Annotated in this window: 17 protein-coding genes; 7 read left to right on the top strand and 10 right to left on the bottom strand. The window is 64.3% G+C overall.

All coding sequences use genetic code 11. The annotated features are described in order from the left end of the window. Positions 1-28: 28 nt before the first annotated feature. Complete coding sequence (locus BLU32_RS05040; protein WP_093805267.1) at positions 29-1,030, top strand: succinylglutamate desuccinylase/aspartoacylase family protein; 1,002 nt, start codon at positions 29-31, stop codon at positions 1,028-1,030. A 228-nt stretch (positions 1,031-1,258) separates the two neighbouring features. Beyond that, positions 1,259-3,454: an anthranilate synthase gene (locus BLU32_RS05035; RefSeq protein WP_093810615.1), complete on the top strand. Its 2,196-nt coding sequence runs from the start codon at positions 1,259-1,261 to the stop codon at positions 3,452-3,454. Between the two features lie 40 nt (positions 3,455-3,494). Here BLU32_RS05035 and BLU32_RS05030 read toward each other — a convergent pair whose 3' ends face one another. Next, positions 3,495-3,812, bottom strand: coding sequence for a helix-turn-helix domain-containing protein (locus BLU32_RS05030; protein ID WP_256371432.1), 318 nt, complete (start codon positions 3,810-3,812; stop codon positions 3,495-3,497). Between the two features lie 300 nt (positions 3,813-4,112). On the opposite strand from BLU32_RS05030, the gene gstA reads away from it, so the two are divergent. The 3 genes from gstA (at position 4,113) to BLU32_RS05015 (ending at position 5,431) form a co-directional block, all read left to right on the top strand. Beyond that, complete coding sequence (gene gstA, locus BLU32_RS05025) at positions 4,113-4,733, top strand: glutathione transferase GstA (RefSeq protein ID WP_093810613.1); 621 nt, start codon at positions 4,113-4,115, stop codon at positions 4,731-4,733. A 69-nt stretch (positions 4,734-4,802) separates the two neighbouring features. Next, positions 4,803-5,186 (top strand): nuclear transport factor 2 family protein, encoded by a 384-nt coding sequence (locus tag BLU32_RS05020; RefSeq protein ID WP_093810611.1) that lies wholly within the window; start codon positions 4,803-4,805, stop codon positions 5,184-5,186. 29 nt (positions 5,187-5,215) lie between these two features. Beyond that, positions 5,216-5,431, top strand: a complete 216-nt coding sequence (locus BLU32_RS05015) for a 4-oxalocrotonate tautomerase family protein (RefSeq protein ID WP_093810609.1) — start codon at positions 5,216-5,218, stop codon at positions 5,429-5,431. Positions 5,432-5,437: 6 nt separating this feature from the next. Here the strand turns inward: BLU32_RS05015 and BLU32_RS05010 are convergent, their stop codons facing one another. From BLU32_RS05010 to BLU32_RS04980, 7 genes are all read right to left on the bottom strand, one after another. Next, positions 5,438-6,127 (bottom strand): nitroreductase, encoded by a 690-nt coding sequence (locus BLU32_RS05010; protein ID WP_093805265.1) that lies wholly within the window; start codon positions 6,125-6,127, stop codon positions 5,438-5,440. Between the two features lie 73 nt (positions 6,128-6,200). After that, positions 6,201-6,671: a RidA family protein gene (locus BLU32_RS05005; RefSeq protein WP_244501793.1), complete on the bottom strand. Its 471-nt coding sequence runs from the start codon at positions 6,669-6,671 to the stop codon at positions 6,201-6,203. Positions 6,672-6,686: 15 nt separating this feature from the next. Further along, positions 6,687-8,339, bottom strand: coding sequence for a benzoate-CoA ligase family protein (locus BLU32_RS05000; RefSeq protein ID WP_093805264.1), 1,653 nt, complete (start codon positions 8,337-8,339; stop codon positions 6,687-6,689). A gap of 54 nt (positions 8,340-8,393) precedes the next feature. Further along, the gene (locus BLU32_RS04995; RefSeq protein WP_093805263.1) at positions 8,394-9,596 is read right to left on the bottom strand and encodes an acyl-CoA dehydrogenase family protein; all 1,203 of its coding nucleotides are present in this window, start codon (positions 9,594-9,596) and stop codon (positions 8,394-8,396) included. A 10-nt stretch (positions 9,597-9,606) separates the two neighbouring features. Then, on the bottom strand, positions 9,607-10,455 hold the full coding sequence (locus tag BLU32_RS04990; RefSeq protein WP_093805262.1) for an enoyl-CoA hydratase family protein: 849 nt from the start codon (positions 10,453-10,455) through the stop codon (positions 9,607-9,609). After that, on the bottom strand, positions 10,448-11,014 hold the full coding sequence (locus BLU32_RS04985) for a MarR family winged helix-turn-helix transcriptional regulator (RefSeq protein WP_093805261.1): 567 nt from the start codon (positions 11,012-11,014) through the stop codon (positions 10,448-10,450). Before BLU32_RS04985 ends, BLU32_RS04990 begins: the two co-directional genes overlap by 8 nt. Positions 11,015-11,021: 7 nt before the next feature. After that, positions 11,022-11,792 carry an SDR family NAD(P)-dependent oxidoreductase gene (locus BLU32_RS04980; protein WP_093810605.1) on the bottom strand — a complete coding sequence of 257 codons (771 nt, stop codon included), beginning with the start codon at positions 11,790-11,792 and terminating at the stop codon, positions 11,022-11,024. Positions 11,793-11,975: 183 nt separating this feature from the next. On the opposite strand from BLU32_RS04980, the gene BLU32_RS04975 reads away from it, so the two are divergent. Continuing rightward, positions 11,976-14,315, top strand: a complete 2,340-nt coding sequence (locus BLU32_RS04975) for a bifunctional salicylyl-CoA 5-hydroxylase/oxidoreductase (RefSeq protein WP_093810603.1) — start codon at positions 11,976-11,978, stop codon at positions 14,313-14,315. A gap of 95 nt (positions 14,316-14,410) precedes the next feature. Further along, the gene (locus BLU32_RS04970) at positions 14,411-14,881 is read left to right on the top strand and encodes a DUF1203 domain-containing protein (protein WP_093805260.1); all 471 of its coding nucleotides are present in this window, start codon (positions 14,411-14,413) and stop codon (positions 14,879-14,881) included. Positions 14,882-14,921: 40 nt separating this feature from the next. Here the strand turns inward: BLU32_RS04970 and BLU32_RS04965 are convergent, their stop codons facing one another. Next, positions 14,922-15,755, bottom strand: coding sequence for a sugar phosphate isomerase/epimerase (locus BLU32_RS04965; RefSeq protein WP_093805259.1), 834 nt, complete (start codon positions 15,753-15,755; stop codon positions 14,922-14,924). 154 nt (positions 15,756-15,909) lie between these two features. Next, positions 15,910-16,035, bottom strand: coding sequence for a hypothetical protein (locus tag BLU32_RS22425; protein WP_256371431.1), 126 nt, complete (start codon positions 16,033-16,035; stop codon positions 15,910-15,912). Positions 16,036-16,223: the final 188 nt, after the last annotated feature.

Raw genomic sequence — 16,223 nt, 5'->3', positions numbered from 1 at the left:
TTCAGCACGCATTCAAACGGATCGAATCATGACAGCAGTTTCCGCCGACACGCCCACCGTCGAACTCTCGAAGGTGGACATCACCCCCTATCTGGCCGGCAACACCGGCATTGAAGGTGTAACGACCTTCGACAGCGGAAAGCCGGGGCCGCATGTCACAATCTCCGCCATCGTGCACGGCAACGAGCTTTGCGGCCCGATCGCGCTCGACTGGCTGTTCAAACACGATGTCGCGCCGGTGCGGGGCAAACTCTCGCTTGTCTTCGTCAATCTCGACGCCTATGCGCGCTTCGACACGTCCGATCCCTTTGCCTCACGCTGGGCGGATGAGGACATGAACCGTCTGTGGCAGGCTGCAACGCTCGATGACGACGCCTCGCTGGAACGCCGGCGGGCGCGCGTGCTTCGCCCGTTCTTCGATACCGTCGACCTGCTTCTGGACCTCCACTCGATGCAGAACGCGACGCCGCCGCTGATGCTGGCCGGGCCGCTCGCCAAGGGCCGCGCTCTGGCACAGGCCATCGGCGTTCCGGAGCTTGTCGTCAGCGATGCCGGCCATGCGGCGGGCAAACGGCTGCGCGACTATGCGGCCTTCATCGATCCGGCGAGCGAGCGCAATGCGCTGCTGGTGGAATGCGGGCAGCATTGGGAGGCGGAGGCAGCCGACGTCGCCATCGAGACGAGCCTGCGGTTCCTTCATGCAACGGGTGCGGTCGCTCCCGACTTCGGCGCCGAGTATCTCGCCTCGCGTCCTGCCCCAGTCCCCCAGCAGTTCATCGAGATTGCCGCTCCGATCACGATCTCGACGGAATCGTTTCGCTTCACCCAGCCGTTCATCGGCGGCGAGGTGATCGAGAGGGCCGGAACCGTGATCGCCCATGACGGCGAGGTCTCCGTGGTGACACCGGAAGACAACATGATGCTGATCATGCCGACGCGCCGCCTCGACAAGGGGCTGACGGCCGTCCGGCTGGGTCGGCTGGTCGATGGAAGCGAGGACCCGAACCCGGCCCCGCCGCTTACGGCATGATTCCTCCGTTGCGCGCGCGGCCGCCTTGCGCTACTGAAAATGCATGAGCGACATTCGGACCCTGAACAACGGCTGGTGGTGGCGCGCCCTTTGAAGGCGGCAATCGACAGCGTGTGACCGAATGTCACTTGAAGCAAATCGAAAAGCCGCCGCGGGGTCCCGCCGGCGGCTTTGTCATGTCTGGCGGCGAAAGCGGGATCCGGCGGCGCGGCGGAGGAAGAGACGGACATGCTTACGGGACGCGACATCAGCCTTGTCACGCAGGGCGGGATCGGCCTCACGAAACGGGTGCAGGCTGCGGACTACCAAAAGGGCACCTCCCCCTGGATCGACCGGCTGGATGCAGAGCGCGGGGCGGTCTTCTCCTCATCCTATGAGTATCCGGGACGCTACACGCGCTGGGACATGGCGCTGATCAATCCGCCGCTGGTGCTGGAATCGCTTGGGCGCGACGTTCGGCTAGAGGCGTTGAACGCGCGTGGAAAGATCCTGCTTCCGGCTGTCGAGGCGCATCTCAGGGACCTTGCCGACCTGGAAAGCCTGAGCCGCGCCGGCGACCGGCTGGACATGCGCATCGCGCGACCGACCCGGACCTTCACCGAGGAGGACCGGTCGCGCCAGCCCTCCGTCTTCTCCGTCATTCGCGCGATCAACACACTGTTTGCCTGCGACGACGAGCATCTCGGGCTCTACGGCGGCTTCGGCTACGATTTGGCGTTCCAGTTCGAGCCGATCGAGTTGAGCCTCGAGCGCCCGAAAGACCAGCGCGACGTCGTGCTCTATCTGCCCGACGAGATCCTGCTGGTCGACCACTACGGCCGCAAGGCGCATGTGGTGACGTATGAGTTCACCGTCGACGGCGAGAGCACCGAGGGATTGCCGCGCGACGGCAAATCCGATCCCTATCGTCCGGTGCAAGGGGATCCCGGGCACGGGGATCATGTGCCCGGCGATTATGCCGAGCTGGTGCGCGCGGCAAAAGATCACTTCAAGCGCGGCGATCTGTTCGAGACGGTGCCGGGACAAACGTTTTACGAAGCTTGCCCGGCACCTCCCTCCGCCGTGAGCCGGCGGCTTACGGAAACCAACCCCGCGCCCTACGGTTTCTTCATCAATTTGGGCAATCAGGAGTATCTCGTCGGCGCGAGCCCGGAGATGTATGTGCGCGTTTCCGGCGGGCGCAGGGTCGAGACATGCCCGATCTCCGGCACGATCCGGCGCGGAAAGAACGCCATCGAGGACGAGGCGCAGATCCGCAAGCTCCTGAATTCCGCCAAGGACGAGGCGGAACTCACCATGTGCTCCGATGTCGATCGCAACGACAAGAGCCGGATTTGCGATCCCGGCTCCGTGCGGATGATCGGTCGCCGCCAGATCGAGATGTATTCCAGACTGATCCATACCGTCGATCACATCGAGGGCATCCTGCGCGACGATCTCGACGCGCTCGACGCCTTTCTGTCGCACACATGGGCCGTCACCGTGACCGGAGCGCCGAAACGCTGGGCGATGGAGTTCATCGAAAGCCACGAGAAGAGCCCGCGCGCATGGTACGGCGGCGCCATCGGCGCGGTGCTGTTCAACGGCGACATGAACACCGGGCTGACGCTCCGCACCGTGCGGATCAAGGACGGCGTCGCCCAGATCCGCGCCGGGGCGACGCTGCTCTACGACAGCATCCCGGAAGAGGAAGAGGCGGAAACCGAGCTCAAGGCGGAAGCCATGCGCGCAGCCGTGCGCGAAGCCGGACAGGGCCATACGGCCGCGGTCGGCGCCGAAGCCAGCCTCCCGGGAAGGGGGCTGAAGATCCTGCTGGTCGATCATGAGGACAGTTTCGTCCACACGCTCGCGAACTACTTCCGCCAAACGGGTGCTGAGGTCGTCACCTACCGCTCGCCCGTGTCGGACAGCGTCTTCCACGATGTCGCCCCGGATCTGGTTGTTTTGTCTCCCGGTCCCGGCAGTCCGTCCGACTTCGACTGCGCCGCCACCATCGGCCGGGCACGTGCGCGAGCGCTGCCGATCTTCGGCGTGTGTCTTGGACTTCAGGCACTCACCGAGGCGCTTGGCGGGAAATTGGCGCAGCTCGACGTGCCGATGCACGGCAAGCCGTCACCGGTCGTCTTCGAGCCGGGATCGATGCTTTTCGACGGACTGTCGTCGCCGGTGACCGTCGGCCGCTATCATTCGCTTCATGCCGTCAAGGAGGCCCTTCCGGACGGCTTGCGCATCACATCCGAAACGTCTGACGGGGTAATCATGGCGGTGGAGCACAGCGAGGAAGCCATCGCGGCCGTGCAGTTCCATCCCGAATCAATCATGTCGCTCGATCAGGATGCCGGCCACCGGATCATCCACAATGTGGTGACGAAACTGGCGAAAGCGCGCGGCGCGGCACCGACGGCGGCGGCGGCCACCGGCTAACGCCTGCACAGGGACACACGAAACACGGCGGACGGCGGGGCTACTCCGCCGCCTCGCCGCGCGCGGGCGAACAACCGGACTGCCCGCGCGTCTTCAGCTTGTGCGAGACCTCGACGATTGCCCGGATCGCCGGCAGAAACTCTGCGCCAAGATCCGTCAGCGAATATTCGACCGAGGGCGGCGAAGTCGGCCGGACTTCGCGATGGACGACGCCCTTGCGCTCCAGATCCTTCAGCCTCGCCGTCAGCACCTTGGCGGAGACTGCCGGGATATCCAGCCGAAGCTCGGAAAACCGTCGTGCCCCGGCCGAAAGATGCCAAATCACGTTTGGCGTCCAGGCGCCTTTCAGTATCTCCATGCAGTGGCTGAGCGGGCAGCCGTTGGGCGGCGGCGGACTCTGGTTTTTTCGCAATTTCAGCGCCATAAGAACATGATCCGCATCTTTACGCCCTCGCTCCGCCGCCTGGCTAACCCGTTCGTCCAAAGACATGAACCCTGGATGTGGTTACCGCGTGGAAATCTCATTTTTTCATAACATAAGGTTTGCAGGTTTACAAAGGTAACCTCGAAATCCTAGATGCCTCCCGAACGCGGCGATCACCGCGCAAACACCCACCCGGCCGGCCTGAGGGGCCGCCGCCACGAACGGGAGACATTCATGAAACTCTTCTACAAGACGGGCGCTTGCTCGCTCGCCACCCATATCGTCCTGCACGAACTCGACCTGCCCTTCGAGATTGAGAGCGTCGACACGTCGGCGAAGACCACCGCGACGGGTCGCGACTTCCTGCAGATCAATCCGGACGGCTATGTGCCGGCGATCGAGCTTGCCGACGGCAACGTGCTGACCGAGGGTGCGGCGATCCTGCAGTATCTCGCCGACCGCAACCCGGACACCGGCCTTGCCCCGGCGCCAGGATCCTGGGAGCGCACCCAGTTGCACCGGCATCTCAACTTCATCTCGGCCGAGTTGCACAAATCGTTCTTGCCGCTCTTCGCCAAGCCGGCCGCGGAAGGCGTCGCGCGCGAGGCCGCCGTCGAGAAGATCGGCAGCAAGATCGCCCATTTCGAGCGTGTTCTTGCGGACGGTCGCGCCTATCTGATGGGCGAGACCTTCTCGGTCGCCGACGCCTATCTCTTCACGGTGCTCAACTGGACGAATTTCACCGGTGTTTCGCTCGAGGAGTACCCGCATGCGAAGGCCTTTGTCGCCCGGGTGGCGGCGCGCCCCGCAACCCGCTCGGCGCTCACGGCGGAAGGCCTGCTGAAGGCCGCCTGAGCAATGTCTTCCAACGGGACCGGGCGGGGCCGTCTCCGCCTGGTCCCGACCGGCAGCAGGGAGCCTGTCATGCAATATCGCGACGACACCGAGACCCTGGCGCTGTGCGCCCGCTATCACGACGCGCTTTACCGCGGCGATGCGGAGCTGCTCGGCAGCCTCTTTCATGAAAAGGCGCTCTATGCGGCAACGACCGACGGCGACATCCGCTTCTGGTCGATGGACCACTACCTGCCGATCGTCGCGCACCGACCCTCGCCGGCCTCGCGTGGAGAGGCGCCGGATGGGCGGGTTATCGCCATCACCTTCGCCGGGCCCAACGCGGCGCTTGCCCAGGTGCAAAGCTCAATCGGCGAGCGTTTCTTCACCGACTTCCTGTCGCTGGTAAAGGTCGAGGACACATGGCTGATCGCCGCCAAGGTCTTCGACTACGTCACCCGCCCGGCAGACTGATGAATTCGACGGGACTTGAGGAGAGCGACGTGCCCTATGTGAACATCAAGGTGACCCGCGAAGGGGTCACGCGCGAGCAGAAGGCGCGGCTGATCGCCGGCGCCACCGACCTTCTCGTTGACGTGCTCCACAAGGATCCGGCAACCACCGTCGTCGTCATCGACGAAATTGACATGGAGAACTGGGGGATCGCCGGCGAACCGGTCGACATCCTCCGCGCGCGGAAAACGGCCGGCACCGGCTGACGTCGGTCAGTTCTCCGTCCCCGCCGCAAAGCCCCCGAACCGCGCAAACTCATCGACGGCGGCACGCTCCGTGCGCAGGCGATTGACCGGCGCGGCCTCGTCCATGTATCCGAGCGCGATGGCGCAAAACAGCATGTGTTCGGGCGGCGGCGCAAGATGCTCGCCCACCAGCGAATGCCACTGCGCCCAGGCCTCCTGGGCGCAGCTGTGCAGGCCATGCGCGCGCGCCGCAAGCATCACGCTTTGCAGGAACATGCCGCAATCGGCCCATTGCGGTGGCCCCATGGTGCGGTCGAGATAGACGAAGACGCCGACCGGCGCGCCGAACAGTTCGAAATTGCGCCGGAACTGGCGTCCGCGCGCGGCTTTGTCCTCGCGCGCGAACTCGATGGTCGCATATAGGTCTTCCCCGGCCTTGAAGCGCCGGGACGCGTAAGGCTCCTTCAGCTCCGGCGGATAGACGCGGTATTCGCCCGGTTCGCCGCGCGGCATGTCGGTCATCCGTCCACGCACGTCGTCGACAAGCTGCGCAAGCGGATCGCCTGCGAGCGCATGCACATGCCAGGGCTGGAGATTGCCGCCCGACGGCGCACGCGAGGCCGCCCGCAGGATGTCGCGCACCACCGGCTCCGGCACCGGGTCGGGTCGAAAGGCACGGCAGGAAAAGCGGCTGTCGAGCGCGTCCAGGACATCCATGGTCGGGGCTTCCTTGCAGATTGGGCAGTCCGAGCGGCTCAGACTATCCCACGGTCCCCGCCCCGCAAGAGGCTCATTCCGGCAGGATCGCCGTGCCCTCGATTTCCACCATCGCTTCTTTTTCAACGAGCGACAGCACCTGAACGACGGCCATCGCCGGGAAATTGCGCCCCATGACGGAGCGATAGGCGGGTCCGAGATCCTTGAGGCAGGCGCGATAAGCCTCCATGTCGGTGACATACCAGGTCAGCCGGGCGATATGCTCGGGCCCGCCGCCCGCGGCCCGGACCACCGCAACAACGTTTTCAAGCGTCTGGCGAACCTGCTCCACGAAGACGCTTGAGAACTTGCCGTCCGGTGTCCAGCCGATCTGCCCGCCGGTCAGCGCCATGCGCCCGCGGCCTTCCATGCCGTTGGCATAGCCGCGGGGCTGCGGCCAGCCTTCGGGCTGAAGCGCCGTCAGGGGCGATGGCATGCTCGCGGGCAATTTGGCGGCGGCAGCGTTTCCGGTCTCGATCGGAGCGGTTTCGGCAATCTTGGTCATTCGGTCTTTCCGTAATCAGGATGCGGCGCGGGCGGACCCTGCGTCGCCGGAGTCGGTGGCCGCGATGTCGCGCAGGGCAAAGCGTTGCAGCTTGCCGGTCTCGGTACGCGGCAGTTCGGTAACGAACTCGATGGCCCGCGGATATTTGTAAGGTGCCAGCTCGGCCTTGACGTAGTCCTGAAGCGCCTTGGCAAGCTCTGCATCGCCGGTGGCGTCGGGCTTCAGAACGATATAGGCCTTTACGATGCGTCCGCGATCGGGATCCGGCGCACCGACCACACCGCATTCCGCAACGGCGGGATGCGCAAGCAGCGTGCCCTCCACCTCCGGACCCGCGATGTTGTAACCCGACGACACGATCATGTCGTCGGAGCGTGCCTGATACCAGAAGTACCCGTCCGCATCACGGATATAGGTGTCGCCGGTCACGTTCCAGCCGTCGACGACATAGTCGGCCTGGCGCGGATCCGCGAGATAGCGGCAGCCCGTGGGTCCACGCACGGCGAGGCGGCCCGGGGTGCCGTCCGGCACATCCTTGCCATCGGGTCCGATCACCTTCGCCTCGTAGCCGGGAACCGGCTTGCCGGTCGCGCCGGGGCGCACCTCGTCCTCGCGCGCGGCGATGAATATGTGGAGAAGCTCGGTCGCCCCGATGCCGTCGAGGATCTTGATCCCCGTCGCCGCATGCCAGTCGTCCCAGGTCGCCTTGGGCAGCGCCTCGCCGGCGGAGACGCATTTGCGCAAGCTTGAAAGGTCGGTGTCGCCGCGCTTGGCGAGGATCGCGCGATAGGCCGTCGGGGCGGTGAAGATAACGGTCGGGCGCATTTGCGGAATTGCGGCCAGAAGCTCGTCCGGCCCGGCCTTTTCCAGCAGGATCGCCGTGGCGCCGGCGCGGAAGGGAAACAGCACCAGCCCGCCCAGTCCGAAGGTGAAGGCCAGCGGCGGCGAGCCGATGAAAACATCGCTTTCCACCGGACGCAGAACCTCGCGCGAATAACAGTCGCAGATCGCCAGCATATCGCGATGGAAGTGCATCGTCGCCTTGGGCTCGCCGGTCGTGCCGGAGGTAAAGCCGAGAAGGCACACGTCATCGGCCGCCGTGTCACAGGCCGTGAATTCCGGCGAGGCGGTCTCCATCCGCGCTTCCAGCGTGTCGCGTCCCTCGCCTCCGCTGTAGAAGATCTGCCGAAGACGGTCCGTGCGCTTGCGCGTCAGTTCCATCTCGTCTGCCAGCCGATGATCGCAAACGGCCAGAGACAGCTCTGCCTTGTCGACGATGACCGCCATTTCCTTGGCGCGCAGCAACGGCATTGTGGCGACAACGACACCGCCGGCCTTGAGCACGGCGAAATAGACCGCCGTCATCATCGGCGTGTTGGGAAAGCGCAAGAGCACACGATTTCCGGGTTTCAACCCGAAATCGGAAACCAGCACATTGGCGATGCGATTGACCTTTTCGGCCAATTGCCCGTACGTCCAGCTCGTCGTCGGCGAGACAAGCGCGGGCTTGTCGCCGCGCCCTTCCGCGACATTGCGATCGAGCAGTTCGCTCGCGCAATTGAGGCGGTCGGGATACCCGAGCGGATCGAGATTGATGAACTCCGGCCACATCTCCCGCGCCGGAAGATTGTCGCGGGTGAATGTGTCGAGATGCGCTGACTGGGCCATGCGGCTCTCCTCTGGATGCGTGTTGTCGGCCGGTTTTCCGGCGCTTGCTTCGTCTTATTCGGCAGCGGCTGTGTTCTGTTGCACACGCGCCGCGTGATCGGCAATCGCCTGGCGGGCGATGACCACCTTCTGGATCTCGGTCGCGCCCTCGTAGATGCGCAGGGCCCGCACGTCGCGATAAAGCTCCTCGACTTTGGTGCCGACGCGCACGCCGTTCCCGCCATGGAGCTGGACCGCACTATCGACGACCCTTTGCGCATTCTCGGTCGCGACCATCTTGGCAAGCGCCGCTTCACGGGTGATGCGCGGCGCACCCATGTCCTTGGTCCAGGCAGCGCGATAAACGAGAAGGGCCGCCGCATCGACATCGGCGATCATGTCGGCGAGTCTCCCTTGCGTCATCTGCAGGTCGGCGAGCGGCGCGCCGAAGAGCTGGCGGCGTGTCGTGTGATCGAGCGTCTCGTCGAGGGCCCGACGCGCGAAACCAAGCGCCGCCGCCCCGACGGTGGAGCGGAAAATGTCGAGCGTCGCCATCGCCACCTTGAAGCCCTCGCCGGACTTTCCCAGGCGCGCCGAGAGCGGCACGCGCATCCGCTCGAAGCCGAGCGCTGCGAGCGGATGCGGCGCGACCGTGTCGATGCGCTCGCGAACGGAAAATCCGGGCGCGTCCGCGTCGATTACAAAGGCCGACAAGCCCCGCGCGCCCGGTGCATCGCCTGTTCGCGCAAACACGACGTAATGATCGGCGATGCCACCGTTGGAGATCCAGGTCTTCTCTCCGGTAATCAGAACATGATCCGGACCATCGGGTTCCGCCACGGTTGCAAGGGCTGCTACGTCGGAGCCGGCTTCCGGCTCCGACAGGGCGAAAGCGGCGAGCCTCTCTCCGCGCCCGACCGGCGGCAGATACCGCTCCTTGAGCGCAGCGGATCCGAAAAGCGAAATCGAGCCGGTGCCAAGTCCCTGCATGGCAAAAGCGAAATCGGCCAGACCGTGATGGCGCGCCAGCGTCTCGCGCGCGATGCACAGACGGCGGACATCGAGCGTGTCGCTCAACCCGCCCTGCGCGCGCGGGACCGCCGCCTTCAGAATGCCGGCCGTCCCGAGTGCCGCAACCAGACGACGACACGATCCGTCGACATCATGGTGATCGACCAACCCCGTCACATTGGCCGCCGCCCATGCCTCCACCTCCTCGGCAAAGGCGCGATGGCTGTCATCGAAGAACGGCCAGTCCAGAAAGCTCCTGTCGGTCATGGAATGATCCTCAATTGCCTTCGAACACGGGCGTCTGCTTGGCGGCAAAGGCCTTAAAGGCGCGGCGATAGTCCTCGGTCTTCATGCACACCGCCTGGGCCAGCGCCTCTGCCTCGATCGCCTGGTCGATCGACATGTCCCATTCCATATGCATCATCCGCTTGGTCATGGAATTGGCGAAGGTCGGGCCGGCGGACAAGCTGTCGGCAAGCGCGCGCGCCTCGGGCAGGACCGCATCGCTGTCGACCAGACGATTGAAGAAGCCCCATCGCTCGGCTTCCTCGCCGCTCATCACGCGACCGGTGTAGAGAAGCTCGGACGCCCGGCCGTGGCCGATGATGCGCGGGAGGATCGCGCAGGCGCCCATGTCGCAGCCGGCAAGGCCGACCCGGTTGAACAGGAAGGCGACCTTGGCCTTCGCCGTGCCGACCCTGAGATCGGAGGCCATGGCGATGATCGCACCGGCTCCGACACAAACGCCGTCGATCCCGGCGACAATCGGCTGCGGACACGCCCGCATCGCCTTGACCAACTCGCCGGTCATTGTGGTGAACTGCAAAAGGCCCGGCATGTCGCGCGACAGCAGCGGCTCGATGATCTCGAACACATCGCCGCCGGAACAGAAGTTGCCACCGGCACCGGTCACGACAATCGTCTTGACCTCTTCGTCGAATTGCAGCGCGCGAAACAGATCGCGCAATTCGGCGTACGACTGAAAAGTCAGCGGGTTCTTGCGATCCGGGCGGTTCAGCGTGACCGTCGCCGTCTTGCCGGTGACCTCCAGCAGGAAATGTTCCGGCCTGTAATCCCGGACCGGAAGCGGAATCGCATAGGTTTCCTGCGGGGCGACATCAGCCATTTGCAGTGTCCTCTTTCGGGGATGAATCTTGTGGAGATGGATCACGGGCGCGCTCGGCTGACATGCGGGCCGAAGCCTTCGTCTTTGACAGCAGCCCCATCAAGGCGTCGATATCGCCGGCATCCAGGTCACCGAAGAGGTCGGCAATCCAATCGGCATGGGCATCTGCCATTGTCTCAAAGCTTGCCCGCCCGCCGTCAGTCAGACTGACCAGAGACGACCGCCGATCTCCGGGAGCCGGGCGTCGCTCGACGAGTTCATCCTGCACCAGGCGTTCCACCAGTCCAGTCACATTGCCGGCCGATACCATCATGCGACGTGACAGATCCCCCAGCGTCATGCCGTCCGGCGCGCGCTCCAGCTGCGCCATCAGATCGAAGCGCGGCAGCGTCACGTCGAAGCGCGTACGCAGCAAGGAACGGATCTCGCTCTCGATCAGGTTCGTGCAGGTAAGCATCCTGAGCCAGAGCCGAAGCTCGGCGCGATGATCGCCACTGCCCTGCATACGGGTTTCGGCGTCAATCGTTTCCGGAACGGCATCGTCGATACGCTTTTCCATGTGCGCCTCACATCACTTCGCCGCCGGCGACCGCCAGCGATTGGCCGGTGATCGATCCAGCATCGGCGCCGGTCAGCCAATAGACACAATCCGCGACCTCTCGGGGGTCGATCAGGCGTTTTTGCGGGTTGTCGCGCACCATGTCGGCAATGATCTCCGCATCGCTGCGCCCGGTCTTTTCATGGATGCGGGCAACGCTCTCACGCACCAGATCGGTGTCCGCGAAGCCGGGGCAGACCGCGTTGACGGTCACACCGGTCTCCGCCGTTTCCAGCGCAAGCGCCTTGGTCAGCCCGACCACCGCGTGTTTCGCCGCGACATAGGCGGAAACGTAACGATATCCCTTGAGGCCGGCGGTGGAGGCGATGTTGACGATGCGACCCGTTCCGGCCGCGATCATTCCCGGAAGCACGGCATGACAAGCCGTCACGACGCTGTCGAGATTGACCGACAGCATGCGCTGGAACTGCTCGGGAGGGGTCTTGAGGAAGGGCGCGCTTTCCGCCGCGCCGGCATTGTTCACCAGGATCGAAACGCCGCCTTGGCGTTCTTCCGCCTGCCGGATCGCCTCCGTCAGCCCGTTCCTGTCCGTCACATCCGCAGAGACGAACCCGGCTGCTCCGATGGCCTTCGCCACCTGCCCGGCGCGCGTCGCGTTGCGCCCGAGGATCGTCACGAGCGCGCCTTCGGCGACGAGCCTTTCGGCAATCGCGACGCCTATACCCCGACTGCCACCGGTGACAAGCGCATGACGACCGTGCAGCGGTCCCTGTGTCATGGGTGCGATCCCCTCTCCTGCCTGCGCCAAAATGTCCGAGCCGCCAACCCCCAACGTCTGCGTAAGGGAAAGAACGACCATTGCGCGTTCAATTATTTTAAGTTTAAAATATCTCCAGCACGGACGCAAGCGCTTGCTCCCATGGAAATGGATCGGGCGAGCGCGCAGAGAGAGGAACAGGTCATGCGTATCGAGGTTATCGGCGGCGGCCCGGCGGGCCTGTATTTTGCAATCCTGATGAAAAAAGCGCGCCCGCAGGCGCGTATAACGGTGCATGAGCGCAACAAGGCGGACGACACATTCGGCTTCGGCGTGGTGTTTTCCGACCAGACGCTGGAAACCTTCGAGCGCTACGACGCGGAAAGCTACCGCGCGATCACCGAGAATTTCGCCTATTGGGACGACATCGCCATTCACTACAAGGACGATGTCTTCCGCATCGGCGGCAACGGATTTTGCGGCTGCTCGCGCCGCACGCTCCTGCTTCTGCTGCAGGAGCGCGCCCGCCAGTTGGGAATCGAGATGCACTTCGAGGCGGATGTCGCCAGCATCGAACAATTCGCCGGAGCCGACCTGATCGTCGCCGCCGACGGCATCAATTCCGCCATCCGCGAGGCGAACCGCGATCACTTCCAGCCGAGCGTCGACCTGCGCCCCAACAAGTTCACCTGGATGGGGTCAACCAAGCCGCTGGACGCCTTCACCTTCTATTTCAAGGAAACCGAACACGGCATCTTCATCGCCCATACCTACCAGTATGAGCCGGGCCTCTCGACCTGGGTGCTGGAAACGGACCCGGAGACCTTCGAAAAGGCCGGCCTGGAGCACATGAGCGAGCGGGAATCGGCAGACTTCATGGAAAAGGTCTTCGCCGAGGAACTCGACGGCCACACGTTGAAGATCAACCGCTCGATGTGGCGCAACTTCCCGATGATCCGCAACGCGCGCACCACGATGGGCAATGTCGTTCTTCTGGGCGACGCCAAGTCGACCGCGCATTTCTCTATCGGTTCCGGCACCAAACTCGCCATGGAAGACGCCATCGCGCTCTATGAAAGCGTCATGCGCACGTCCGATGTGCCGGCAGCACTCGCCGACTTTGAAGATTCCCGCCGCGAGGAAGTGGAAAAGACCCAGCACGCCGCGGACGTGTCGCTGGTGTGGTTCGAACACGTCAAGCGCTACTGGCACATGGACCCGGTCACCTTTGCCTTTGGCGTGATGACCCGCTCCAAGGCAATCACCTACGACAACCTCGACCTGCGCGCGCCCGACTTCGTGGCCAAGGCCACACGCGCCTTCGCCGAAAAGGTCAAGGCGTCGGGGTTCGATGTCGACACACAAAACCCGGTGGTTCCGGCGTTCCAGCCCTACCGCCTGCGCGACATGACGCTCGCGAACCGCTTCGTGGTCTCGCCGATGTGCATGTATTCCGCCGTCGACGGCCTGCCCCAGGACTTTCACCTGGTCCACTACGGCTCGCGCGCCATGGGCGGAGCCGGTTTGATCTTCACCGAGATGACCTGTGTGGCGGAGACCGCGCGCATCACCCCGGGCTGTGCCGGCATCTGGACCGACGAGCAGGAGGCCGCCTGGACGCGGATCGTCGAGTTCGCCCATTCACAGTCGGAGGCGAAAATCTGCCTGCAGATCGGCCATGCCGGTCGAAAAGGCGCCTCGAAGCTGATGTGGGACGGGATGGACCGCCCGCTTCCCGAAGCGGAGGCGTGGCCGATCCTCTCAGCCTCCGCCCTTCCCTACTATCCCGAAAGCCAGACGCCGAAGGCGATGGACCGGGCCGACATGGATGCGGTGAAGACGGACTTCGTTGCCGCAGCCAAACGCGGCGCCCGGGCCGGCTTCGACATGCTGGAACTGCATTGCGCCCACGGCTACCTGCTGGCGAGCTTTCTGTCGCCGGTCACAAATGCGCGCGATGACGAATACGGCGGATCGCTGGAAAACCGCCTGCGCTTCCCGCTGGAGGTGTTCAAGGCCTTGCGCGATGCCTGGCCGCAGGACAAGCCGATGTCGGTGCGTGTCTCGGCGACCGACTGGATCGAGGGCGGTATCACCGGCGACGACAGCGTTGTCATCGCGAAGGCATTTGCGGATGCGGGGGTCGACCTGATCGACGTCTCCACCGGGCAGACCAGCCCGGACAGCGCGCCCGTCTACGGCCGCATGTTCCAGACCTCCTACGCCGACCAGATCCGCAACGAAAGCGGCATCGCGACGATGGCGGTGGGCGCGATCACCTCGGCCGACCAGGCCAACACGATCCTGGCGGCGGGGCGCGCGGATCTCATCGCGCTCGGACGGCCGCATCTGGCCGATCCCGCCTTCACGCTGAGGGCCGCCGGTGACTATGGGTTCGGCGACATCTTCTCGCCGAAGCAATATGTGCCCGGCAAATTCCAGTTGCTACGCAATGCAGAGCGCGACCGCGAGGAACTGAAGGAACTTAAGCTCAAGGCCAAGCCGAAGACCCACAACCCGGCCTTCAAGGACGCCGCGGAGTAACAGAGCGTGCATATGCGGGCGGCTCGCAAATCGGGTCGCCCGCCGCGCCACACGCGGCTAGGCATGTGTCATCCGCCCAACAGGAGACACCCGTCATGTCCGTTCGATTCGTAGCTCTTTCCACCGAGACAGCCCGGCGTTATCAAGTCGGGGCCCCGGACGCCAACGGCCAGACACCGGAACGGCGCACCAGCGATGGGTCCGGACTTCCCTGCCGGCATTGCCTCAGGAACGTGCCAAAAGGCGAGGAATATCTGGTGCTCGCGCACCGGCCCTTTGCGACCCGGCACCCCTATGCCGAACTCGGACCGATCTTCCTTTGCGCAAAACCGTGCGACCGACACGCGGAAACGGACCGCCTGCCCGGGATCTTCGCGCAAAGCGACAGGCTTTTGATCCGAGGATACGGACAGGACGAGCGCATCGTCTACGGCACCGGCGAGATGATCGCGACGGACGAGATCCAGGCCCGTGCCGAAGCGTTGCTGGCGCGCAAGGACATCGCGTTCCTGCATCTGCGTTCGGCAAGCAACAATTGCTTTCAGGCGCGCATCGACAAGGCGTGAACGCCTTCCGCCGACACCCCGCGCCCTATTAGCCGGACGATCAGATCGCAACGCCGAGATCGACGAGGTGCTGCGCACCGCGCGGAATGTCATTCGGATCGAGGAGTTCAAGGATCAGTCGCGGATTTTCGCAACTCTTCGCGATTTCCCGAAAGACCGGGGCCCAGCGGATCGTTCCGTCGCCCGGCGCCCAGTGGCGGTCGGCATAGCCGTCGACATCCTGCACATGCACGTGCGCAAGCAGGCTGCCCGCCGCGCGGACGTGATAATCGACCGGCCGACCACCGGTGGAAACATGCGCGTAGTGGGCGTGACCGGTGTCGAGCGAAACGCGAACTTGGTCGCTGTCGAAGGACCGGGCAAGCGCGATGCGATCGTCCGGCTCCCGGTCCTCGATATTCTCGATGACCAGCGTGCAGCCGATTGCCTCCGCCCGTGCGACAACGGGCGCCAGCGTCTTGTGGGCACAATCTATGATCCGCGAACGCCCGTCCCGGTCTGCCGGCATGTTGTGGTGCGACCAGTTTGTAAACGGACTGTGGATGACCATATGCGTCGCGCCAAGCGCTTCGCCACCATCGAGCGCCTGCAGGAAACGCGATTGCACGACCGCGCGAATGTCGGGGTCGCTTGCAGCGATCGGCAGATCCCAGAATGGCCCGTGGATGCCGATCCGCCCCTTGTGCCCGGCCAACAGATCGCGGTAACGGGCGACGGTTGGCGATGTGTCACCTGTCAGCAGCGCGACGTCGACGAAATCCTGAAGCTCAAGGTCGCGGTCGTGTTCCATCACCCAGTCCAGCAGTCCCGGGAGGTGGTCGAGCGTGAGTGCGGCGCCGAGAACGGGCAGCGTAGCGTCGGAAGTCGTCGTCATTCTGTTTCAAGCCTCGGATTTCTGCCCTCAGGAGCCGGCAAGCGTCGTGGTGCCGTCACCCGGCCTGTTTGCCAGCTTGACGTGACACGCGGATGTCCGCCGCCGGACAACAGAAAGCAGACACGGCAATCCCGAGGCGCAGCGCCGTCGAACCCTACTTCGTCTCGACGGAAATGCCTTCCTCGCCGACCTGGATGTTGATCCCGGAAGTCTGTTGCCGGTCCTGATAGACCTTGTAACCGAGAACGCCCGCCGCGACGGCGAGGACAATGATGATCAAATACAATCCGTTCCGTTTCACCGGACATTCCTTTCAATTGGCATCATGGGTCCGCTCACGCCATGCCCTGACCCAATATTCCATGGTCAGTCAACACTCTGACCCCGATGCAGCTCGCGGTGGGCAGACGGTAGTCTTCTTACAGGCCGAAGGCAAAACGGCGTCTCGCAAAGCGGGTTCGGCAGCGT

This window comes from Stappia sp. ES.058 (assembly GCF_900105595.1).
Lineage (GTDB): Bacteria > Pseudomonadota > Alphaproteobacteria > Rhizobiales > Stappiaceae > Stappia.
The sequence above is the reverse complement of the archived record's forward strand: the minus strand, read 5'-3'. Positions and strand labels throughout refer to the sequence as shown.

Bases quoted from the DNA above. Each gene is read 5' to 3' on its own strand.
- BLU32_RS04985 (WP_093805261.1), bottom strand. From the start codon at position 11,014: ATGGAAAAGCGTATCGACGATGCCGTTCCGGAAACGATTGACGCCGAA.
- BLU32_RS04980 (WP_093810605.1), bottom strand. From the start codon at position 11,792: ATGACACAGGGACCGCTGCACGGTCGTCATGCGCTTGTCACCGGTGGC.
- BLU32_RS04965 (WP_093805259.1), bottom strand. From the start codon at position 15,755: ATGACGACGACTTCCGACGCTACGCTGCCCGTTCTCGGCGCCGCACTC.
- BLU32_RS05040 (WP_093805267.1), top strand. From the start codon at position 29: ATGACAGCAGTTTCCGCCGACACGCCCACCGTCGAACTCTCGAAGGTG.
- BLU32_RS05010 (WP_093805265.1), bottom strand. From the start codon at position 6,127: ATGGATGTCCTGGACGCGCTCGACAGCCGCTTTTCCTGCCGTGCCTTT.
- BLU32_RS04970 (WP_093805260.1), top strand. From the start codon at position 14,411: ATGTCCGTTCGATTCGTAGCTCTTTCCACCGAGACAGCCCGGCGTTAT.
- BLU32_RS04975 (WP_093810603.1), top strand. From the start codon at position 11,976: ATGCGTATCGAGGTTATCGGCGGCGGCCCGGCGGGCCTGTATTTTGCA.
- BLU32_RS05000 (WP_093805264.1), bottom strand. From the start codon at position 8,339: ATGGCCCAGTCAGCGCATCTCGACACATTCACCCGCGACAATCTTCCG.
- BLU32_RS05035 (WP_093810615.1), top strand. From the start codon at position 1,259: ATGCTTACGGGACGCGACATCAGCCTTGTCACGCAGGGCGGGATCGGC.
- BLU32_RS04995 (WP_093805263.1), bottom strand. From the start codon at position 9,596: ATGACCGACAGGAGCTTTCTGGACTGGCCGTTCTTCGATGACAGCCAT.
- BLU32_RS05020 (WP_093810611.1), top strand. From the start codon at position 4,803: ATGCAATATCGCGACGACACCGAGACCCTGGCGCTGTGCGCCCGCTAT.
- BLU32_RS04990 (WP_093805262.1), bottom strand. From the start codon at position 10,455: ATGGCTGATGTCGCCCCGCAGGAAACCTATGCGATTCCGCTTCCGGTC.
- gstA (WP_093810613.1), top strand. From the start codon at position 4,113: ATGAAACTCTTCTACAAGACGGGCGCTTGCTCGCTCGCCACCCATATC.
- BLU32_RS05005 (WP_244501793.1), bottom strand. From the start codon at position 6,671: ATGACCAAGATTGCCGAAACCGCTCCGATCGAGACCGGAAACGCTGCC.
- BLU32_RS05030 (WP_256371432.1), bottom strand. From the start codon at position 3,812: ATGGAGATACTGAAAGGCGCCTGGACGCCAAACGTGATTTGGCATCTT.